The sequence below is a fragment of the Saccharopolyspora kobensis genome (assembly GCF_900108315.1).
GTDB lineage: Bacteria > Actinomycetota > Actinomycetes > Mycobacteriales > Pseudonocardiaceae > Saccharopolyspora > Saccharopolyspora kobensis.
This window is the reverse complement of sequence record NZ_FNVB01000011.1, coordinates 111,497-130,553: the sequence shown is the minus strand read 5'-3', so window position 1 is coordinate 130,553 and position 19,057 is coordinate 111,497. Positions and strand designations below refer to the sequence as shown.

The window sequence follows — 19,057 nt, the reverse complement described above, 5'->3', positions numbered from 1 at the left end:
GGGAGCGCGCCTCCGGGATGCCGGAAGCACCCGCTTCCGCGACGTTTCAGGGATGAAGCGGGTGCGACGCTAGTGGACTACCTGACGTAGTTTCGGTTAGCCCAAAAGAGCGATCACATTGGTCGATCGCCATCCGGACGGGACCACCAAGTGCCTTCGCCGCGTGACAGATCCGGCAGCCAGCGCTGGACCTCGGGCACTTCGCAAGCCGGGATCGTGCCCCGGACGGACCACGTCGCGCCGCTGGGAACGGCCTCCGCGATCTCCGCTCGGTGGGCGCTCAGCCGCGCCGTGGCTTCCGCCAGCACGTCCAGCGGGACTTCCAGCACGAACTCGTGGCACGGCTCGTAGACCCGCGTTCCCGCCCGCTCCAGCGCGCGGCGCAGCACCAGCGGCACCAGGCCGCGGAAGTCGGCGGCCGTGGTCACCGGCCCGGCGAAACCGGAACGTGTCATCGTCACGGCGCAATCCGTCACCGCCCAACCGTGCAGTCCGCGCGCCATCGCGGCGTGCACCGACTCCTCGACCGCGCGGTGGAAGGCCGGCGGCAGTGCGCCCAGCTCGGTCTCGTGCTCGAAGACCACGCCGGTCCGCCGCCCGGTGGGCCGCACGCGGAGCCCGATCGTCGCCCAGAAACCGCTCGGCCCGGCGGCGCGGTGCCCCATCTCCTCGACGGCTTCGCCGACTCCGGTCGGCCGTTCCAGGAGCACGACCTGGCTCGGCCCGAAAGCGGCCACCACGCCGAAGTCATCCGCCAGCGCGGCCGCGATGACCTCCTTCTGGACCTCGCCGTGCAGCAGCACCTCGTCCGCCCCGCCCGGCAGCGTCCTCGCCTCGATCAGCGGATCCTGCTCGGCGAGCTGCTGCAGCGCGGCGTGCAGCTTCGGCCCTTCAGCGGGTTCTCGGGCGCTGACCACGGTGCGCAGGGTCGGTCGGGAGAAGCCGGTGCTCCGCACGTCCCGGTCGCCGAGCCGGTCGCCGACGCGGATTCCCGGGAAACCCGTGATCCGGGCGATGTCGCCCGCCACCATGCGCTCCGCCGCGCGGCCCACCACTTCCAGGCCGGTGAGCCGCCCCGCGAGCTCTTCCCCGGTCTCCCGGCGGAAGGTCACCCGCTGGCGCGCGGTCAGTTCACCGGAGAACAACCGCAGGTAGGCGGTCTTGCGGCCGGAGCGGCGTTCGATCGCGAAGATCGAACCCTGCGGTGCGGTGGCCGGTTCCTCGCGCGCGGGCGGCAGCAGGCCGGTGATGCCGTCGATCAGCGCCGGAACGCCTTGGCCGGTGATCGCCGAGCCGAAGAACACCGGGTGCACCGCGCAGCGCGCGGTCTGGTCGGCGAGCGCGACGCGCAACTCGGCGGGCGTGGGCGGCGGGCCGTCGAGCACGCGCGCGAGCAGTTCGTCGTCGCGCTCGGCGAGCGCTTCGGCGTCCAGCGGTACCGGGACCGCGCGGGCGTCGGGCGTGCCGATGTCGTGCACACCGGCCATCGGCACCACCGGGGCGCAGCGCTCCACCTCCGCCAGCAGCTCGGCCGCGCGCGCACCGGCTCGGTCGATCTTGTTGATGAACAGGAGAGTCGGCAGCCGGAGTTCGCGCAGCACGCGCAGCAGGATCCGGGTCCTCGCCTGCACGCCCTCCACCGCGGAGAGCACCAGGACGGCGCCGTCGAGCACGCCGAGCGCGCGCTCCACCTCTCCGGCGAAGTCGGAGTGGCCGGGGGTGTCGACGACGTTCACCTGCGTGTCGCCGACCGCGAAGGAGACCACCGCCGATCGCACGGTGATGCCGCGCTGCCGCTCGACCGCCGCCGTGTCCGTCCGGGTGCTGCCCGCGTCCACGCTGCCCAGCCGGTCGATGACGCCGGTGTCGAACAGCAGCCGCTCGGTCAGGCTCGTCTTACCCGCGTCGACGTGTGCCAGGATGCCGATGTTCAGGATTCTCATGTGCGCCGTGGTCCTCGAAATACTCGTTCCGCCTGGGAAGTCGGGGCATTTCGAAGAGTCGGCGCACGAAGTCCTCCGCCACTGGGCTACCGGTCGCCGACCAGTTTCCGCACCGCGGCGGGAGGCGACAAGCGAATTTCCCCGGGAGTGCGCCATGCGGCTGACGGCCGAGTGGCCGGAGCACCGGCCGGCCGTGTTCGGAGTGGCCTACCGGCTGCTCGGCAGCGTCGCCGACGCCGAGGACGTCGTGCAGGACGTCTGGTTGCGGGCGTCTTCAGCCGATCTCAGCGCGGTCGTGGATCTCCGGGCGTGGCTGGTGACCGTGGCCGCGCGGCGCTCCTACGACGTGCTGAAGTCCGCGCGGGTGCAGCGGGAGAGCTACGTCGGCCCGTGGCTGCCGGAGCCGCTGCTCACCGGACCGGACGCGGCCGAGCCGGTGCTCGTCGACGAGTCCGTGTCGACCGCGATGCTGCTGGTCATGGAGGCGTTGAGCCCGCCGGAGCGGGTGGCGTTCGTGCTGCACGACGTCTTCGGGATCTCCTTCGACCGGATCGCCGAGGTGCTGGGCGGGTCGGTGCCCGCCGCGCGGAAGCTGGCCTCGCGGGCGCGGCGCCGGGTCGCCGAGGCCAGGGAGTCCGCCCCGACCGCGCCGCGCGCCGAACGCGAGCGCCTGCTCGTCGCCTTCCGCGCCGCCTACCAGGCCGGTGACCTCGCAGGCCTGGTCGAGCTGATGCACCCTGACGCCGTGTACACCACCGACGGCGGCGGGGAGGTCTTCGCGGCGCGCAAGCTCATCCACGGCGGGCTGCGCATCGCCGAAGTGCTGTTGCGGGTGGGCAGGCAGTGGTCGCTGAGCCGTATCGACATCGTCGAGGTCGGTGGCGAGCCCGCGCTGGTCGCCTACCGGAACGGCCGCGTGCACAGCGTCGACACCGTCGGGATCACCGATGGCCGGATCAGCGCCTACCGGCGGCAGCTCAACCCGCGGAAGCTCCGCGCGGTCACGTTCGCGCGCCCCTAGTCGTCTCCCTGGTGAAGGCCTGATGGGAGAGGAAGACCATGGCACGACTGGATCTCAGCAAGACCGCCCCCGAGCCGTACGCGGGCTTCAAGCAGGCCGATGCGGCGCTGCGGGAGGGGCCGCTGGACGTGACCTTGCGCGAACTGGTGAAGATCCGGGTTTCGCAGATCAACGGCTGCGTGTACTGCGTCGACATGCACAGCCGGGAGGCGTTGCGGCACGGCGAGGGCCAGGACCGGCTGCTGCAGCTTCCGGTGTGGCAGGAGTCGGAGCTGTTCGACGAGCGGGAGCGGGCCGCGCTGGCCTACGCCGAGGCGGCGACCCGGCGCGAGCACGTCACCGACGAGCTGTGGGACTCGCTGCGCAAGGCGTTCCCGGACGAAGCGGAGCTCGGGCACCTCGTCGCGCAGGTGTCGCTGATCAACGCGCTGAACCTGATCGGCGTGCCGCTGGAGATGAAGCCACCGCGCCGCTGAGCGGTCGTGAGTGCGCGACAGCGTTCGAACACTGTTGCGCACTCACGACCACGGTGCTCACTCGACGATCAGGTCGTCGGAGATCGGCTGGTCGGAGTTGACCGACTCGAACAGCGCGCTGGCCTTCTCCTTGTCCCAGCTCTTGGCGGTGGCGTCGGCGACCGGCACCGTCGTCGTCACCACTCCGCCCGAGGAGATGCCGCGCATCGCCCAGGCCAGCGACAGCAGGTCGCCGACGCCGTCGGATTCGGACATCTTCATCGCGGCCGCGCCGCTGTCGGCGAGGGCGTAGGTCGTGAACGGGTTGATGAGGGTGCCGAAGCTGGAGGCCTCGTCGGCCAGCGCGCCGATGAACCTGCGCTGGTTGGCGACCCGGTCGAGGTCCGATCGCGGCGTGGCGTCGCTGTAGCGCATCCGGACGAAGGTCAGCGCCTTCTCGCCGTCCAGGACCTGGCAGCCGGCCTGCAGCGTCTGGCCGGTCTGCGTGTCGTGCATCTCCTGCTCCAGGCACATCTCGACGCCGCCGACCGCGTCGACCAGGCCGGCGAAGCCGCCGAAGCCGATCTCGGCGTAGTGGTCGATCCGCAGGCCGGTGGCCTGCTCGACGGTCTGCGCCAGCAGCTGCGGGCCGCCGATGGCGAACGCCGAGTTGATCATCGATCGGCCCTGGCCGGGCACCGGGACGCGGGAGTCGCGCGGGAGGCTGATCAGCGTCGGCGGCGTGTCGTTGTCCGGCAAGTGCGCGATCATGATCGTGTCCGTGCGGTTCCCCTCGGCCGCACCGACGTGCAGGTTCTCGCGGGTTTCCGGGTCGAGCCCGTCCCGGCTGTCGGAGCCGACGATGAGCCAGTTCGTGCCCGCGCCCGCGGCCGGCCGACCGTCGTAGTCGGGGAAGGCGCTGACCCGGTTGATCGACGAATCGACGTGGAACCAGAGCCAGCCCCCGAACACCAGCGGGAACAGCACCAGCACGAGCAGCACCACGACCGGCCAGCGAGGCCTGCGCCGCCGGGAGTGCGGTGGCGCAGGCCTCGGCCCGCGAGCCGGCGGCCGGGCGTTCCAGTCGTCCCGCATGCCGTTCGCAGGACGGGGCGGCGCAGGCCTCGGGGCGGGCGCCGCCGGCCGTGCGCTCCAGTCGTTCCGCATGCGTCGGGTGTTCATACCCGTTCAGACGTCCAACGGCCCCGGTGGTTGTCACACCTCCCGAAAAAGGGCTGTTCAGTCCACTGAGGACCGAAGGTCGCCGAGACCGGCCAGGAACTCCTCGGCCGGTTGGGCGTCCAGGCGCTGACCGTCGCGCAGGCGCACCGAGACCAGGTCCGCTTCGGCCTCCTTCGCGCCGATCACCACCTGGTAGGGCACCAGCCGGGCTTCGCGGATGCGCGCGCCGAGGCTGCCCCGGTCCGGGGGCGAGAGCTCCGCGCGCAGACCTCGTCGCAGGCACTGCCGGGCGAAGCGGTCCGCGTGCGGCAGCTCGGCGTCGGAGATCGGCAGGATCACGAGCTGGGTCGGCGCCAGCCAGGCGGGGAAGGCCCCGCCGTGCACCTCGATGAGGTGCGCGACGGCTCGTTCCACGCTGCCGATGATGCTGCGGTGCACCATGACCGGCCGGTGCTTGGCGCCGTCCGGGCCGGTGTAGTGCAGGTCGAACCGCTCGGGCTGGTGGAAGTCGACCTGCACGGTGGACAGGGTCGATTCGCGGCCTGCGCTGTCGGCGACCTGCACGTCGATCTTCGGGCCGTAGAACGCCGCTTCGCCCTCGACGGCCTCGTACTCCAGGCCGCTGCGGTCGAGGACTTCGGTGAGCAGGGCGGCCGCGCGCTTCCAGTTCTCCGGTGCTGCGACGTACTTCCCGCCTTCACCTGCCAGCGAGAGCCGGTAGCGGGCGGCGCTGATGCCCATCGCCGCGTAGGCGCTGCGGATCAGTTCCAGCGCGGCCGCGGCCTCCTCGGCGACCTGGTCGAGGGTGCAGAAGATGTGCGCGTCGTTGAGCTGGATCGCGCGCACGCGGGTCAGGCCGCCGAGCACGCCGGAGAGCTCCGAGCGGTACATGCCGCCCAGTTCCGCCATCCGCAGCGGCAGTTCCCGGTAGCTGTGCGAGCGCGACCGGTAGATGACCGCGTGGTGCGGGCACAGGCTCGGGCGCAGCACCACCTGTTCGCCGCCGAGATCCATCGGCGGGAACATGTCGTCGCGGTAGTGCTCCCAGTGGCCGGAGATCTCGTACAGCTCGCGCTTGCCCAGCACCGGTGAGCAGACGTGCCGGTATCCCGCCCGCCGCTCGGCGTCGCGGATGTACTCCTCCAGGGTGTGCCGCACGACGGCTCCGTCGGGCAGCCAGTACGGCAGCCCGGCGCCGATCAGCGGGTCGGTGTCGAACAGCCCCAGCTCGCGGCCGAGCTTGCGGTGGTCGTGCATGGTGGTCTCCTCACCGGTGATGAGGCGGGTGACCACACGACGAAGCTCCGGGGCACCCGCCCCGGAGCTTCGCGAGAACAGCAGTCAGCGCGCCGGGACGTCGTCCGGCGTCGTAGTCAGACCAGCGCGCTTCACACCGACGACGTTAGCAGCCCACCGCGCGCGGGCACGACGTGATTCCGAACAGTGCGCCGGAGTTCCTCGTCCAGCGGAGCCAGCACCCGCCGCAGGCCACCGCGGGATCGCGGTGGCGGTTCGGACATCAGCCGCACCCGTTCGTCCCGCGCCTCGGCCGGATCGTGCGGCGAGCAGAGGCCCGCTCCGGCCTCCGGAACGCAATTTCAATTGAAATTGGAGGTGTGATTTCAATTGAAATTGCGGTGGTTCCGGGGCGGCGGGGCTGCGGAGGCCTTCAGTCCGTCAGTTGCACGGTGACCGTCACGCGGCCCTTCTCGTCGCGGCGGGCGATCGCGTGGCCCTCGCGAGGGGTTTCGTCGAGTTCCAGGGTGATCGGGCCGCCTTCGCCGGTGAAGTTCCGCCACCAATTCTTGGCGTTGGGGACGTGGACGCCGATCGTGACGGTGTCGCCCTTTCTTCGGTAGCCGACCGGGGCCGTGAAGGTGCGTCCCGAACGACGGCCGGTGTAGGTGATGACCGTGAAGTGCTTGCGGACCGGCCGACCCCACCGCGGCGATCGGCTCAGCGCGATCATCCACGCGTTGAAGCCGCCGACCACGCGCTCCGTCCGTGCTCCTCCGACCCTCATGAGACTCCTCGATTCGCTCTCGAAACCGCCTTCCACCTGCACGGACAACGCTAGCAAGAAAAGTGGAGCACCCCCTCCACTTGAGCTAAAGTGAGAGCGATGAGCACGCAGCCGTCTCACCTGCCCGAGCTGCGCGTCGACGCGCGGCAGAACCGCGATCGCATCGTCGAGGTGGCGCGGGCGCTGTTCGCCGAGCGCGGCCTCGACGTGCCGATGGCCGCGATCGCCCGGCGCGCCGAGGTCGGCGTCGCCACCCTCTACCGCCGCTTCCCCACGAAGGAATCGCTGATCACCGAGGCGTTCGCCGACCGGTTCGCGAACTGCACCGCGGTCGTCCACGAGGCGCTGGACGATCCCGATCCGTGGCGCGGGTTCTGCTCGGTGCTCGAGAAGGTGTTCGCCATGCAGGCCGACGACCGCGGTTTCAGCGCGGCCTTCCTCGCGGCGCTGCCCGCAACCGTCAACGTTGACCAGGAACTCGACCGCGCGCTGCGCAGTTTCGCCGCGCTGGCCGACCGCGCCAAGGAGGCCGGTGCGCTCCGCGCCGATTTCGAGCTCAGCGATCTCACACTGCTGCTCATGGCGAACAACGGCGTGACGACTCCGGCCGCCTCCCGCCGACTGCTGGGCTACCTGCTCAACTCCCTGCGAGCCGAGCACGCCGAACCTCTCCCACCGCCCGCCCCGCTCAGCCTGCGCGACCTCTGCTGACCTCCCAGGGGCGATCTCGGGGAGAACCCCGACGAGCGGAGGCTGAAACGCCCGGCACACGGGCGTCGCGCGGCACAACCGTCCAGGTCACCAGGCGCTGGCCGGAAGTGGCGGAGAAGGGGATCGTCCGATCGTAGTCGGCGGCCACGCGGCCGAACAGGTCTGCCGGCTCGCTGGACGTCCGACAGTTTCCGTCCCGCCGCGAACGGCGTCCACCTATTTCCACAGTGGACGCCGACGCAGGGATGCGGTCACTCCTGGAGGGATTCGGCGGTGGGGACCACGAGGCCGAACAGGTCGGTGATCGTGGTCAGCGCCGCTGCCTGGAGCGAAGGCGAAGGCAGCGACGTGCCGTCCGGGGTTGGGAGCGTCCGGGTCGCGGTCGCCTCGGCGACGACCGTGGGCCGGTAGCCGAGGTTGAACGCGCCCTGGGCGGTGAAGGTGACGCACATATGCGTCATGAACCCGGCCAGCACCAGGTCGCCGCCGATGTCGAGGTCCTTCAGCGTCTTCTCCAGCTCGGTGGCGTGGAAGGCGTTGGGGAACTGCTTGACCACCACCGGCTCGCCATCGACCGGCGCGACCTCGTCGCTGATGGCGCCGATGTGCGCGCGGATGTCGTACGGCGTGCCCTCGCCGCCGTCGTTGATGACGTGGACGACCGGGATTCCCGCCGCTCGCGCACGCTCCAGCAGCCGGGCGGCCGCCGACAGGGCCTCCTCGGCGCCGTCCAGGGCCATGACGCCGGTGCGGTAGGTGTTCTGGAAGTCGATCAGGATCAGCGCGGATTCGCTCAGCCGGGGCGGCTCGGCGCTCAGGCCGATCACGTCGCGCAGGGTCTTGGATGTCATGGAACGTCCTCTCGTCCGGTGAGCGGGCATGGCGAAGCACCCCTTCGCCGAGGGGGGATCGATCGCCGGGTCAGGCGGCCGGCGTGCGGAAGCGCCTCCGGTACGCCGCCGGCGTGGTGGCCAGCTGCCGCCGGAACGCGCGGTGCAGGGTCTCCGCCGAGCCGAGCCCGGCGGCCGCCGCGACCTGGTCGAGCGGGCAGTCGGTGGTCTCCAGCAGGCGGCGGGCCAGCTCGACGCGGGCCGCTTCGACGTAGGTCGCCGGGCTGGTGCCGGTCTCCTGCTTGAAGACGCGGGCGAAGTGCCGCTCGCTCAGGCACATCCGCTCGGCCAGCGCCCGCGCGGACAGGTCCGCGTCGAGGTGGTCGGCGATCCACACCCGCAACTCGTCGATGTCCCGACGGCCCGCCGGGCGGCTCAGCGGCACGGAGAACTGGCTCTGCCCGCCCTGCCGCTTCAGGTACATCACCAGCTGCCGGGCCACCGCCAGCGCCGTCTGCTCGCCGTGGTCCTCGGCGACCAGGGCCAGCGCCAGGTCCAGGCAGGCGCTGATCCCGGCCCCGGTCCACAGCCTGCCGCCGTCGGTGCGCACGAAGATCGGGTCGGGATCGACCGCGACGTCCGGGTGCTCGGCGGCGAGCTGCGCGGCGGTCGACCAGTGGGTGGTCGCCGTCTTGCCGCCCAGCAACCCGGCGGCGGCCAGCACGTGCGCGCCCACGCACACCGACGCGACGCGCCGGGCGTGCGCGGAGGTCTCCCGCACCCACGCCACCACGTCGGGATCGATGCGGGCGACGGGCCCGGCGTCGGTCATGTCGACCGCTCCCGGCACCAGGAGGGTGTCGACGTCGTCGCCGACGTCGTCGAAGGCCACGTCGGCGAGCATCCGCACCCCCGCCGAGGTGCGGACCTCGCCTGCGACCGGCCCGGCCAGCCTGACCTGGTAGCCGGCCCGCCCGGCGGTCTCCCGGTTGGCCAGCGCGAAGACCTCGGCCGGGCCGGTGACGTCGAGCAGGTCGACGTCGGGGAAGACCGCGATGACGACGCGGTGCGCGATGGACATGGCTCCATGTTCACCGCTGCCCGTGATGTCCTCAATGACGATCGGCTGTCACATCCGGACACGACCCGGTCACCAGAACTGGTGCTGCTTCCCGTCGGTGTCGGCGATGAAGACGACCGCGTCAGCGCCCGTCAGCTGCTCCGGCTTCAGGGGCAGGTGGCCGGGCACGATCGGTTCTCCCGCGGTGATCGACGGGGGCAGCGCGGCGCGCAGGGCTTGCGCCGGGAACAGGGCGCGGCGGGAGGTCGCCCTCGCCAGCTCGCCCTGGAGGGTGCCCGGCGCGCTGCGAGGATTGGCGTCGGTCGCCAGGAACACGTAGCGCTCGCCGAGGACGAGTTCGACGAGCGCGCCCGCGTCGTCCCAGCTCACCTCGTCCCCGCCGAACTGCATGTCGGACTTCGCGCGCTGGAGGTGCGCGTTGTGCGCGAACACCAGGGTCGGTCCGCGGCGCTGCTCCCGGGCCACGATCGCGAGCAGGTTCTCGGCCATCATCTCGGCGCGCAGGCTGAGCAAGGTCGCGATCCGGTCGGGCGAGGCGCTGGCCATGGCCGCGTGGTAGCGCAGCAGGCCCAGTGCCGTGCGCGCGTGCGCGGCGGCTCGGTCGTGGGCATCCGGGTCCTGGCGGCGCAGGCCCGGCGCCGCGCGGCGCAGAGCGCTGGCGAGGTCGTCGGCGACGACGCGCAGCGCGCGAGCGCGATCCGAGCCTCCGATGGACGCCGCCGGGTCGTACATGGCCGCTTGGTTCTCCCAGTCCGCGTCGTCGCCGAGCAGTGCATCGATCTCCGGGAACTCCAGCGCGGCGGGCAGGTGGTCGATGACCGAGGTGAGCGCGCGTCGCGGGCTGGGCGCACCGGACATCTCCATCGGCCCGTCGAAGCCGTAGAAGCGGACGCGGTCCCGCGGGTCGCGCTCGGCGTTGTGCGCGCGGAGCCATTCGACGAGCTCTCGGTTTCCCGGCACCGCGCCGAATCGGTGGCTGAACCCGGTTTCCAGCACCTCATCGATGTCGCCCGCTCGCCCGGCCACGTAGTCGTCGACGACGGACGCGGCGAAGTGATCCGTCTCCAAGGCGATCGACCGGTATCCGCGTGCGACGAGCTCGGGCAGGAGTTCGTTGCGCAGCAACGGGAACGCCTCGATGCCGTGCGTGGGCTCGCCGAGCCCGAGCAGGACCGGCGGTTCGGGCCGCGCGGCGAGCAGGTCGTCGACGGCGCGACCGAGGTCGTCGAGCTGGCGGCCGATCTCGGCAATGGACATGAGCACCCCTTCTCCGATTTGCGGTGCCCTCGACGCTATCGTTGAAGATTCGGGTGAAACTCCGGCGAATCCCACCTGGTGATTGCTGCTCAAAGCCTCAATCGGAGGTTCGCGTTGCGACCGATCGACCTCGCCCGGGAGCACGGGCTTTCCGCCCAAGCGGTCCGCAACTACGACGAGTTGGGCGTCCTGCCGCCGACCGAGCGCAGCGAGACCGGGTACCGCCGCTACACGCCTTTGCACGCGCAGGCCCTGCGCGCCTTCCTCGCCCTGCGCGGCGGCCACGGGCACCAGCAGGCCGTGGAAATCATGCGCGCGAGCAACCGCGGCGACACCGAATCCGCCTACCGGCTCATCGACGCCGCGCACGTCTCGCTGCTCGCCGAGCGCGACACCCGCACGGAGGTCGCATCGGCGCTGAGCTCCCTGTCCAGCACGCCGACGGTCACCGGCCCGCCGCTGACCGTCGGCGAACTCGCGCGACGCATCGGTGTGCACCCGGCCACGCTGCGCACCTGGGAGACCCACGGCATCCTGCGCCCGGAGCGCAACCGGGCCACGGGCTACCGCGAGTACGGGCCGGATAGCGTGCGCGACGCTGAAATCGCACGTCAACTGCGACGCGGCGGCTATCCGCTGACCCAGGTCGCCAAGTTCCTCGACTCGCTGCGCGAGGCGGGCGGAGCGAACGCGCTGGCCGCTTTCCTCGCCTCCTGGCAGGCCCGGTTGACGGCGCGCAGCCGCAGCCTCCTCGCCGGCGCGGGCCTGCTCGACGCCTACCTGACGATGCTGGAGCAGGTCAGCGCTGCGGGCTGAGTCCCGCCACGGCCAGCTGGAACAGCCGGTCCGCGCGGGCTTCGGGATCGGGGCCGTACTGGGTGATCAGGGCGATGCCGACGATCAGCGAGAGCAGGTCCGCGACCGTGACGTCGGCCGCCACCGCGCCGTCGCGCGCCGCACGGGCCAGCAGGTCTCCTCCGGCCTCCTCCAGCGCCGCCGCGCAGCCGTTCTGCGTCGGATCGCCGTCGTAGGCCAGCGCGGCTGCCAGACCTCGGGCGGACACGCAGTAGGCGACGACCTCGCTCAGCCACGTCAGCAGCGCTTCGCGACTGCTGTGCTCGCCCGCCAAGGCCGCGGCGCGGAGGCGCAGCGCCTCGATCCGCTCCTTCGACACCGCCTCCAGCAGCGCCTGCCGAGTGGGGAAGTGCCTGCGCACCGTCGCCGAGCCGACTCCCGCGATGCGGGCGATCTGCTCCAGCGAGGCTTCCGGACCGTGCGCGGCGACCTCCTGCTCCGCCACCGCGAGGATCCGCGCGTAGTTGCGCCGGGCATCCGCGCGCTGTCCCTCGGGCATCGCGTCACCTCCAGGTTTGCCAAATGGCGGGGCCCGCCATATCGTACCGGGACAGAAACGGCGGACCCCGCCACTTATTCGCAGGAGGCACTCATGCCCGCACCCGTCCTGGTCACCGGCGCCACCGGCAAGCAGGGAGGCGCCACCGCGCGCGCTCTGCTCGCGGCGGGCGTTCCCGTCCGCGCACTGGTCCGCGACCCGTCCGCCGACAAGGCCAAGGCCGTCGAAGCGCTCGGCGCCGAGCTGGTCCGCGGCGATCTGCACGACCGCGATTCGGTGCGCCGCGCCGCCGAAGGCGTCCGCGCCGTCTTCTCCGTGCAGATGCCCGCTTTCACCGCCGACGGCCCGGACTTCGACGGTGAACTGGCCCAGGGCGTCAACCTCATCGAAGCCGCGCTGGCCGCCGGAGTGCCGCAGTTCGTGCACACCTCGGTCTCCGGTGCCGGTCAGCACACCGAAACTCCCGGCTGGGCCGACGGCCGCTGGGCCATGCTGGAGCACGCCATGAGCGTCAAGACCGCGCTCCAGGAACGCCTCCGCGCGGCCGGGTTTCCGCGCTGGACACTGCTCAAACCGGCCTTCTTCATGGAGAACTTCCTGCCCGCCAACGCTTTCCTGTTCCCGCGCGGCATCGAGGGCGGCCTGGTCAGCGTCGTGAAGCCCGGAACGCGGCTCTCCCTGGTCGCGACGGACGACATCGGCGCGGCGGCCGCGGCGGCCATCGCCGAACCCGAGCGGTTCGACCGGCTCGAACTGGAGCTGGCGAGCGACCTGCTGTCGATGCGGGAGATCGCCGAGGTCCTCTCCCGCGTGCTCGGAACCCGGCTGTCCGCACCCGACATGACCGAGGAGCAGGCCGTCGCCGCCGGAATGCCGCCCATGGGTGCCGGGCACGAGTGGCTCAACGCGGCGGAGCAGCCGGGACGCCCCGAGTACGCCAGAGATCTCGGCATCCCGCTCACCAGCTTCGAGGCCTGGGCGCAGGAGCACATGCGGGCCTGAGAACCGGCTGCGGCGTCCAGTCGAGCGAGTGTCCTATTAGGACAACCGAGCCGCCGCGCTGGAGGGGGTCGCGGCGGCTCGTGGTGCAGACGTGGCGACCGTCGCGCTGGCCTGGCTCGCGCAGCAGCCCACGGTGGTCGCACCGATCGCCTCCGCCCGCACGGTCGAGCAGCTGCTCGCCCTGCAGCTGACCGACGGCGAGCTCCAGGCCCTCGCGGACGCCTCGGCCTGATCTCCGCGGGCAGGCGCCATGCCGCTGCCCGCTCGGTGCACCGGGTGCGCGCCGCGCTACTCCAGCTGGTCGCGCCGGCGTGTCAGGTAGGCGATCTCGGCTGTGTTGCCCGCCAGCTCGATTGCCCTGCCGTACGCCGAGCGCGATTCCCGCACGCGCCCCGACCTTCGCAGCAGATCGGCGCGAGTGGCGTGGAAGGCGTGATAACCGGCCAGCTCGAGCCGGTCGACGGCCGCCAACGCCACTTCCGGGCCGTCGACCTCGGCGACCGCGATGGCCCGGTTGAGCGCGACGATCGGCGACGGGTCGAGGCGCACGAGCTGGTCGTAGAGCGCGACGACCTGCGACCAGTCGGTATCGCGGGCGTCGCGGGCGGAGGTGTGCACGGCGTTGATCGCGGCGAGGATCTGGTAGCGCCCCGGAGCCGCTCCCGAGGCCAGACGCTCGCGAACCAGCAAATGCCCCTCGGCGATCAGATCCGCGTCCCAGGCACCGCGATCCTGCTCGTGGAGCGCGATCAGCTCACCGCTGTCCGAAACGCGCGCGGCACGGCGGGCTTCGGTGAGCAGCATCAGCGCCAGCAGCCCGGCCGCCTCGCCGTCGTCGGGCAGCAGGCCGCGGACCAGCCGCGTCAGCCGGATCGCCTCGGCCGTCAGCTCCTGGCGCACGGGATCGGTGCCGGGACCGGTCGCCAGGTAGCCCTCGTTGAAGACCAGGAAGAGCACTGCGAGCACACCGGAAACCCGTCGCGGGAGATCCTCCGCCGACGGCACCCGGTACGGGATGCGAGCCGCCTTGATCTTGTTCTTCGCGCGGGTGATCCGCTTGCCCATGGCGGATTCCCGCGCCAGGAACGCGCTCGCGATCTCCGGCACGGTCAGCCCGCCGACCAGGCGCAGCGTCAGGGCGACCCGCGCCTCCATCGCCAACGCCGGGTGGCAGCAGGTGAAGAGCAACCGGAGCCGCTCGTCGTCGACGGCCCCGACGGGCTCTCGCTCGTCGTGCATCGACATCGCCTCCCGGTGCTTGTCCTCGCGCTTGCTCTCGCGCCGGAGCCGGTCGATCGCCTTGCGGACGGCGGTGGTCGTCAGCCAGGCACCGGGGTTCGGCGGCACGCCGTCGGCGGCCCACCGCTCGACAGCGGTCGCGAACGTCTCGGCCGCCGCTTCCTCCGCGATGTCCAGATCACCGAATCGCCTGGTCAGCACGGCGACCAGCCGCGCCCACTCCGCGCGGTGCGCGCGGCTGAGGGCCTCCTCGACCGGGTTCACAGGAACGGCCGCACCTCGACCTTCCGGTTGCAGCGCTCGGCGCCCTCGGCGGCGATCTGGAGCGCGACGTCGAGGTCGGGTGCCTCGATGACCCAGAACCCGGCGAGGTGCTCCTTCGACTCCAGGAAGGGCCCGTCGGTGAACATCGGCTCGCCGTCCCGGTGCTCGATGACGGTGGCCGTGCTGGGCGCGTTGAGGCCGCCGGCGAAGACCCAGTGGCCCTCGGCCTGGAGCCGCTCGTTGAACGCCTCGACGGCGGCCATCTCCTCCGCGGTGGCCGAAGCGGTCTTGTCGTCGATCACGGAAACCAGGTACTGCACGTCGACTCCTCTGCGGTCTGGATCGCCCTCCGGGACGGCCGCGATCCGACGGAGAGGTTCGTCAGTCCATGCTCGCTCCCCGGAATCGCGGCCTCCACTCCCACCACGAACGGCACCGCCCCGATCGGACACCCGGAAGGCCCGGCGACCGGCCGACGGAGCGGTGCGCATGGCAGCGCTCCCGGCGGCCGAGCTCAGGTTCTTCCCCGGAGCAGGCCACTTCTCCCCCGAGGACAACCCCCCGAGCCTTCGCCGAAGAACTCCTCGCCTTCGAACGAGAAATCGACCGCGCGCCGCAGAGCTGACCGGAGCGGGCCCGAATCCCCAGTCCTGGCCCGACAGCGTCTCCGGATTCGCCCGCGCCTCTAAGGTCGGTCCCGTGTCCGACTGGGAGCAGTTCCTCGATCGAGTTCCGTGGTTCGGCGGAATTGCCGTGGCGGGCGAGGCCGAGCCGTGGACGCGCGGGCCGGTGCCCGGCTTGCCCGCGCTCTCGGCCCTGCTCGGATCAGCGACCGTCACTCCGGTCTCCGAGGACGGAGAGGCCTACGAGCTGCTGGCCTGGGGACCACCCGACGACCGGGGAGGGTGGCTCTGCCACCCACCCCGGCAAGAGGGCACCGAGGCGTTCCACCCGGTCCACCGGGCGTTCTCGGCCGTTTGCGGCGGGATCACCGAGTGGTTCGGCGAACCCGGATCCTGGTGGCGCAACCAGGACGAGGTGCTCACCGCCGGCATCGCGAACACGCGGCTCTCGGAAGTCCTCGACGCGGGACTCGAAGTCCCCGTCCGGCCCGACGAGCACTACGTCGTCGCGGTCGAGGCCAACGGCAACCTGACGCTGGCCCACCGCCGGAGCGGCCGGCTCCTGCTCTTCGCCCAGGACCACGCCTTCACCGGAGCGACGCCCCTCCCGGGCTGCCCGTCCCTGCTCACCATCGACGGCGTACCCGACCTGGCGACGTGGATCGAAACCTGCGCCGCCGCCCGCCAACCCTGACTCGACCGGCAGGCCGGAGGCCGCTCAGCTCGACAGGGCGGCGAACATGCCGGGGTCGTAGAAACCTCCGCGCATGTGCGTGATCACGCCGAGCCGGTTGGCGGCGTTGATCACGGCGATCAGCGAGACCAGCGCCGCGATCTGGTCGTCGTCGTAGTGCTCGCGCACCTCGGCCCACGTCTCGTCGGTCACCCCGTGGTGGGCGTCGGCGAGCCGGGTGCCCTCCTCGGCGAGCGCCAGCGCGGCCCGCTCGGCCTCCGCGAACACCGCGGACTCGCGCCAGGCGGCGACCAGGTTGATCCGGGCCGCGCTCTCCCCGGCGGCCGCCGCTTCCTTGGTGTGCACGTCGACGCACCAGCCGCAGCCGTTGATCTGGCTGACCCGCAGCGCGATCAGCTCCAGCAACGCCTTGGGCAGCGACACCTCCTTGATCGCCAGGTTGACGGCGTAGATCCGCTTGCTGACCTTGGCACCGAGCTGGTTGGTCATCAGGTCGATACGGGGTTCCATCGCTTCGTCCTCACTCGTGGATTGCTTCGCGGCATCGTGACGACCATGGAGAAGCCGCCCACCCGGCCGCTGTGACAACGGCGCGACGTGACGCAGGACACCGATCCGGGCTGTCACAGAGCAGCCCCGCGCGGCTTCTGGTGCGTGGACGCGGTCGATCGAGCTCGACCGCGCTTCAAGTTGCAGGATCGGGCCATCCGCCGGAAAACCGCCCAGCGGCCCGACGAGAGCGAGCAGGCAGGAGCCGGGAATGAACGAGGGCGCCCCCGCGCACGAACGCATGGATCCCGCCACCGAGGTGTTCGTCGCCCACCGGAACCTGCTGTTCACCGTGGCCTACGAGATGCTCGGCTCGGCCGCCGACGCCGAGGACGTCCTGCAGGAGACCTGGCTGCGCTGGACGGGAGTCGACCTCGAATCGGTCCGCGATCAACGCGCCTTCCTGGTGCGGATCGCCACCCGCGAAGCGCTGACGCGACTGCGCACGCTCCGCCGCCGCAAGGAGTCCTACGCCGGCCCCTGGCTACCGGAACCGCTGCTCACCGCGCCCGACGTGGCCGAGGACGTCGAACTGGCCGACAGCGTCTCGATGGCGATGCTGCTGGTGCTGGAGACGCTCGCCCCGACCGAGCGCGCAGTGTTCGTGCTGCGCGAGGTCTTCGACCTCGGCTACGACGAAATCGCAGGCGCCGTCGGGAAAACACCGGCCGCCGTTCGCCAGATCGCCCACCGCGCGCGCAACCACGTCGCCGCGCGGCGACCGCGCGGGAACTCCTCCCCGGCCGAGGCCCGCGACGCGCTCGACGCCTTCCGGCGAGCAGTGGAAACCGGCGACGTGCAACGCCTGCTCGACGTCCTCGCGCCCGACGTCGTCCTGCTGACCGACGGCGGTGGAGTCGTCCGAGCCGCGCTGGCACCCGTCGTCGGCGCCGACCGGGTGACCGGCGTGCTGGGGCGGCTCACCGCAAGGGCCGCGCTGCAGCCGGTGCAGATCAACGGGCAACCCGGGCTGCGCATCAAGCTGACCGGAGAAGCCGACTCCGTGCTGGCGGTGCGCATCGACAACGGCCTCATCACCGGCCTGTACGCCGTGCGCAATCCCGAGAAGCTGGCGCGCATCGACCTCGAAACCGCGGTGAGCCGCTGAGGGCCTCCAGCGGACGCGCGAAATCTGTTGCCGTGACCGGGGAATCGCCGCTACCGTCTCGACAGGAGCGCGATCACTGGATGGGGAGGTTGATGAATATGGCCGCCACCGGCCCTCATCAGCATGCCCTCATCCGGCCCGCGCACTAGTCGAAGCGCGGTCCGGGTCGTTCCAACGACCAGGAGAAAGCACGTGTCTTCTTCACCCGCCGATGTGATCACCGAGCGCCTCGTCCTGCGGACCTGGACACCCAGCGAGGCCACCGCGGTCCGCGACGGCATCCGGTCCGCGCACTGGGCGGAGGACTTCCCCGCCGAGGGCGATCGCGTGATCGCCGGTCTCCTCGACCAGAACCCCGCCTGGCTCGGTGCGCACGGCCACCGGCTGGTCGTCGAGCGCGAGAGCGGCTCGGTGGTGGGCTCGATCGGCCTGTTCTGGCCGCCGAGCAACGGCGTCGTCGAGATCGGGTACGGCATCGTGGCCTCCCGCCGCGGCCGCGGCTACGCCACCGAGGCCACTCGCGCGCTGGCGGAGTTCGCCCTCACCGCACCCGACGTCCACACCGTGTCCGCCAACGTGGAACTGTCGAACCCGTCCTCGGTCCGCGTCCTGGAGAAGGCCGGTTTCCACCGCTGGGCGACCGACGAGAACGCAGCCCGGTTCAGGCTCACGCGCCCGGATCTGGACCAGCGCTGACAGCCGGGGCCCTGGAAGCAACGCCTCCGGGCCCCTGGCCGCCTGTCCTCCAAGCGCGGGAGATCAGTTCTCGCGCGTCCACGCGGGCACGATCCGGTAGTCGCGGATTCGCCAGCCCACCGGCGTGCGCACAGTGGTGCAGAACAGCCGCAGCCCGCTGGTCTGGTGCGGGGCCCGGCCGTCGCGGTAGAAGTGCACGAGCGAGTTCGCCGAGGCAGTCGCCTCGTCGCCGGTGACGTTCACCTGCAGGTCAGCGGTCATGTGCTGGGTGCGCTGCGCTTCATCGTCGGACCGGCTCAGGTAGCCGGTGACTTCGTCGATGCCGCGGAGTTCGCCCCCGCGCGGCGAGTGCACCGCCACATCGTCGGCGAAGACGTCGCCGGTTTCCGCCCACCGCTTCTCGTCCAGCAGGCGCGCGAGGCGGGTGAACAGGTCGGCGATCTCGATGCGGTCCGCGATATCCGTGGGCATGACGCCCCCTTCGTTGGCTGGTCCAACATTGGCGCGGCCAACGATACACACATTCGTTGGCCCGGCCAACGATGTAGGGTGGTCGCCGTGGACAAGACGCCCTCACGCCTAACCGCGAAGCCGAGCTGGCTGCTCAGCCAGTTGGCGGTGCACAGCGCGCGGTTGGTGTCCGACGGCTTCGCCGAGGCGGGCGCGCGCGGCTACCACTACCGGATCCTGGCCGCGCTGGACGAGTTCGGCGCGGCCAGCCAGGCCGAACTCGGCCGCCGGTGCAGCATGGACCGCAGCGACGTGGTGGCGGCGATCAACGAACTGGCCGAGCAGGGCGCCGTCGAGCGGTCCCCCGACCCGGACGATCGGAGGCGCAACATCGTGACCGTCACCAAGGCGGGCACCAAGCAGCTGCAGCGCCTGGACCGAGCGCTCGACGAGGTGCAGGACGACCTGCTCGGGCCGCTCCCGGCCGAGGACCGCCAGACCTTGACCCGCCTGCTCGCCCAACTGCTCACGCACCACCAGCGGCGATGAAGCCCCGCTGAACGGCCTCCGCCCCG

General features: G+C 71.5%; 21 protein-coding genes and 1 pseudogene. 10 read left to right on the top strand and 12 right to left on the bottom strand.

Annotated features, from left to right (window positions below; genetic code table 11):
- Positions 1 to 113: 113 nt before the first annotated feature.
- Positions 114 to 1,943, bottom strand: a complete 1,830-nt coding sequence (locus tag C4T78_RS31820; RefSeq protein ID WP_093350263.1) for an elongation factor G — start codon at positions 1,941 to 1,943, stop codon at positions 114 to 116.
- A 154-nt stretch (positions 1,944 to 2,097) separates the two neighbouring features.
- Between C4T78_RS31820 and sigJ the strand changes: the two genes are divergently transcribed.
- Together sigJ and C4T78_RS31810 are read left to right on the top strand one after the other, a co-directional pair.
- Positions 2,098 to 2,964, top strand: coding sequence for an RNA polymerase sigma factor SigJ (gene sigJ, locus C4T78_RS31815; RefSeq protein ID WP_093350266.1), 867 nt, complete (start codon positions 2,098 to 2,100; stop codon positions 2,962 to 2,964).
- Positions 2,965 to 3,002: 38 nt separating this feature from the next.
- Complete coding sequence (locus tag C4T78_RS31810) at positions 3,003 to 3,440, top strand: carboxymuconolactone decarboxylase family protein (protein ID WP_093350269.1); 438 nt, start codon at positions 3,003 to 3,005, stop codon at positions 3,438 to 3,440.
- Between the two features lie 57 nt (positions 3,441 to 3,497).
- Here C4T78_RS31810 and C4T78_RS31805 read toward each other — a convergent pair whose 3' ends face one another.
- From C4T78_RS31805 to C4T78_RS31795, 3 genes are all read right to left on the bottom strand, one after another.
- A complete protein-coding gene (locus C4T78_RS31805) occupies positions 3,498 to 4,514 on the bottom strand; it encodes an LCP family protein (RefSeq protein ID WP_177247516.1) in 1,017 nt (338 codons plus the stop codon).
- Between the two features lie 144 nt (positions 4,515 to 4,658).
- Positions 4,659 to 5,939, bottom strand: a complete 1,281-nt coding sequence (thrS, locus tag C4T78_RS31800) for a threonine--tRNA ligase (protein ID WP_093350274.1) — start codon at positions 5,937 to 5,939, stop codon at positions 4,659 to 4,661.
- A 331-nt stretch (positions 5,940 to 6,270) separates the two neighbouring features.
- Entirely contained in the window at positions 6,271 to 6,624 is a 354-nt protein-coding gene (locus tag C4T78_RS31795; protein ID WP_093350277.1) for a nitroreductase/quinone reductase family protein, read from the bottom strand.
- Positions 6,625 to 6,723: 99 nt separating this feature from the next.
- Here C4T78_RS31795 and C4T78_RS31790 point away from each other — a divergent pair, with 99 nt between their 5' ends.
- On the top strand, positions 6,724 to 7,335 hold the full coding sequence (locus C4T78_RS31790; RefSeq protein ID WP_093350280.1) for a TetR/AcrR family transcriptional regulator: 612 nt from the start codon (positions 6,724 to 6,726) through the stop codon (positions 7,333 to 7,335).
- A gap of 251 nt (positions 7,336 to 7,586) precedes the next feature.
- Here C4T78_RS31790 and C4T78_RS31785 read toward each other — a convergent pair whose 3' ends face one another.
- The 3 genes from C4T78_RS31785 to C4T78_RS31775 form a co-directional block, all read right to left on the bottom strand.
- Positions 7,587 to 8,186: a cysteine hydrolase family protein gene (locus C4T78_RS31785; protein WP_093350285.1), complete on the bottom strand. Its 600-nt coding sequence runs from the start codon at positions 8,184 to 8,186 to the stop codon at positions 7,587 to 7,589.
- 70 nt (positions 8,187 to 8,256) lie between these two features.
- On the bottom strand, positions 8,257 to 9,246 hold the full coding sequence (locus tag C4T78_RS31780) for a GlxA family transcriptional regulator (RefSeq protein ID WP_093350287.1): 990 nt from the start codon (positions 9,244 to 9,246) through the stop codon (positions 8,257 to 8,259).
- Between the two features lie 69 nt (positions 9,247 to 9,315).
- Positions 9,316 to 10,503, bottom strand: coding sequence for an erythromycin esterase family protein (locus C4T78_RS31775; protein ID WP_093351095.1), 1,188 nt, complete (start codon positions 10,501 to 10,503; stop codon positions 9,316 to 9,318).
- A gap of 114 nt (positions 10,504 to 10,617) precedes the next feature.
- Between C4T78_RS31775 and C4T78_RS31770 the strand changes: the two genes are divergently transcribed.
- Complete coding sequence (locus tag C4T78_RS31770; protein ID WP_093350290.1) at positions 10,618 to 11,319, top strand: MerR family transcriptional regulator; 702 nt, start codon at positions 10,618 to 10,620, stop codon at positions 11,317 to 11,319.
- Here the strand turns inward: C4T78_RS31770 and C4T78_RS31765 are convergent.
- Positions 11,303 to 11,857: a TetR/AcrR family transcriptional regulator gene (locus tag C4T78_RS31765; RefSeq protein ID WP_093350293.1), complete on the bottom strand. Its 555-nt coding sequence runs from the start codon at positions 11,855 to 11,857 to the stop codon at positions 11,303 to 11,305. The two genes, C4T78_RS31770 and C4T78_RS31765, sit on opposite strands and share 17 nt — an antisense overlap.
- Before the next feature lie 93 nt (positions 11,858 to 11,950).
- Here C4T78_RS31765 and C4T78_RS31760 point away from each other — a divergent pair, with 93 nt between their 5' ends.
- Positions 11,951 to 12,859 carry an NmrA/HSCARG family protein gene (locus C4T78_RS31760; RefSeq protein WP_093350295.1) on the top strand — a complete coding sequence of 303 codons (909 nt, stop codon included), beginning with the start codon at positions 11,951 to 11,953 and terminating at the stop codon, positions 12,857 to 12,859.
- 52 nt (positions 12,860 to 12,911) lie between these two features.
- Positions 12,912 to 13,091, top strand: a pseudogene (locus tag C4T78_RS31755) (aldo/keto reductase); the annotation flags it as partial.
- Between the two features lie 56 nt (positions 13,092 to 13,147).
- Here C4T78_RS31755 and C4T78_RS31750 read toward each other — a convergent pair.
- Together C4T78_RS31750 and C4T78_RS31745 are read right to left on the bottom strand one after the other, a co-directional pair.
- Positions 13,148 to 14,362 (bottom strand): RNA polymerase sigma factor, encoded by a 1,215-nt coding sequence (locus C4T78_RS31750; RefSeq protein ID WP_093350298.1) that lies wholly within the window; start codon positions 14,360 to 14,362, stop codon positions 13,148 to 13,150.
- Positions 14,359 to 14,682 (bottom strand): YciI family protein, encoded by a 324-nt coding sequence (locus C4T78_RS31745; protein ID WP_093350301.1) that lies wholly within the window; start codon positions 14,680 to 14,682, stop codon positions 14,359 to 14,361. Before C4T78_RS31745 ends, C4T78_RS31750 begins: the two co-directional genes overlap by 4 nt.
- Positions 14,683 to 15,061: 379 nt before the next feature.
- Between C4T78_RS31745 and C4T78_RS31740 the strand changes: the two genes are divergently transcribed.
- Complete coding sequence (locus C4T78_RS31740; protein WP_093350303.1) at positions 15,062 to 15,679, top strand: hypothetical protein; 618 nt, start codon at positions 15,062 to 15,064, stop codon at positions 15,677 to 15,679.
- 24 nt (positions 15,680 to 15,703) lie between these two features.
- On the opposite strand, the gene C4T78_RS31735 is transcribed toward C4T78_RS31740, so the two are convergent.
- Entirely contained in the window at positions 15,704 to 16,189 is a 486-nt protein-coding gene (locus C4T78_RS31735; RefSeq protein WP_093350306.1) for a carboxymuconolactone decarboxylase family protein, read from the bottom strand.
- A 250-nt stretch (positions 16,190 to 16,439) separates the two neighbouring features.
- On the opposite strand from C4T78_RS31735, the gene C4T78_RS31730 reads away from it, so the two are divergent.
- Together C4T78_RS31730 and C4T78_RS31725 are read left to right on the top strand one after the other, a co-directional pair.
- Positions 16,440 to 17,336 (top strand): RNA polymerase sigma-70 factor, encoded by an 897-nt coding sequence (locus tag C4T78_RS31730; RefSeq protein ID WP_218161551.1) that lies wholly within the window; start codon positions 16,440 to 16,442, stop codon positions 17,334 to 17,336.
- Between the two features lie 192 nt (positions 17,337 to 17,528).
- Entirely contained in the window at positions 17,529 to 18,032 is a 504-nt protein-coding gene (locus tag C4T78_RS31725; RefSeq protein WP_235863397.1) for a GNAT family N-acetyltransferase, read from the top strand.
- Positions 18,033 to 18,095: 63 nt separating this feature from the next.
- On the opposite strand, the gene C4T78_RS31720 is transcribed toward C4T78_RS31725, so the two are convergent.
- Entirely contained in the window at positions 18,096 to 18,503 is a 408-nt protein-coding gene (locus C4T78_RS31720; RefSeq protein WP_093350311.1) for a nuclear transport factor 2 family protein, read from the bottom strand.
- A gap of 87 nt (positions 18,504 to 18,590) precedes the next feature.
- Here C4T78_RS31720 and C4T78_RS31715 point away from each other — a divergent pair, with 87 nt between their 5' ends.
- Complete coding sequence (locus C4T78_RS31715; protein WP_093351100.1) at positions 18,591 to 19,031, top strand: MarR family winged helix-turn-helix transcriptional regulator; 441 nt, start codon at positions 18,591 to 18,593, stop codon at positions 19,029 to 19,031.
- Positions 19,032 to 19,057: the final 26 nt, after the last annotated feature.

Excerpts from the sequence above, each read along its gene's own strand:
- C4T78_RS31820 (WP_093350263.1), bottom strand. The coding sequence starts at position 1,943 with ATGAGAATCCTGAACATCGGCATCCTGGCACACGTCGACGCGGGTAAG.
- sigJ (WP_093350266.1), top strand. The coding sequence starts at position 2,098 with ATGCGGCTGACGGCCGAGTGGCCGGAGCACCGGCCGGCCGTGTTCGGA.
- C4T78_RS31810 (WP_093350269.1), top strand. The coding sequence starts at position 3,003 with ATGGCACGACTGGATCTCAGCAAGACCGCCCCCGAGCCGTACGCGGGC.
- C4T78_RS31805 (WP_177247516.1), bottom strand. The coding sequence starts at position 4,514 with ATGCGGGACGACTGGAACGCCCGGCCGCCGGCTCGCGGGCCGAGGCCT.
- C4T78_RS31795 (WP_093350277.1), bottom strand. The coding sequence starts at position 6,624 with ATGAGGGTCGGAGGAGCACGGACGGAGCGCGTGGTCGGCGGCTTCAAC.
- C4T78_RS31790 (WP_093350280.1), top strand. The coding sequence starts at position 6,724 with ATGAGCACGCAGCCGTCTCACCTGCCCGAGCTGCGCGTCGACGCGCGG.
- C4T78_RS31785 (WP_093350285.1), bottom strand. The coding sequence starts at position 8,186 with ATGACATCCAAGACCCTGCGCGACGTGATCGGCCTGAGCGCCGAGCCG.
- C4T78_RS31780 (WP_093350287.1), bottom strand. The coding sequence starts at position 9,246 with ATGTCCATCGCGCACCGCGTCGTCATCGCGGTCTTCCCCGACGTCGAC.
- C4T78_RS31775 (WP_093351095.1), bottom strand. The coding sequence starts at position 10,503 with ATGTCCATTGCCGAGATCGGCCGCCAGCTCGACGACCTCGGTCGCGCC.
- C4T78_RS31765 (WP_093350293.1), bottom strand. The coding sequence starts at position 11,857 with ATGCCCGAGGGACAGCGCGCGGATGCCCGGCGCAACTACGCGCGGATC.
- C4T78_RS31760 (WP_093350295.1), top strand. The coding sequence starts at position 11,951 with ATGCCCGCACCCGTCCTGGTCACCGGCGCCACCGGCAAGCAGGGAGGC.
- C4T78_RS31735 (WP_093350306.1), bottom strand. The coding sequence starts at position 16,189 with ATGGAACCCCGTATCGACCTGATGACCAACCAGCTCGGTGCCAAGGTC.
- C4T78_RS31730 (WP_218161551.1), top strand. The coding sequence starts at position 16,440 with ATGAACGAGGGCGCCCCCGCGCACGAACGCATGGATCCCGCCACCGAG.
- C4T78_RS31720 (WP_093350311.1), bottom strand. The coding sequence starts at position 18,503 with ATGCCCACGGATATCGCGGACCGCATCGAGATCGCCGACCTGTTCACC.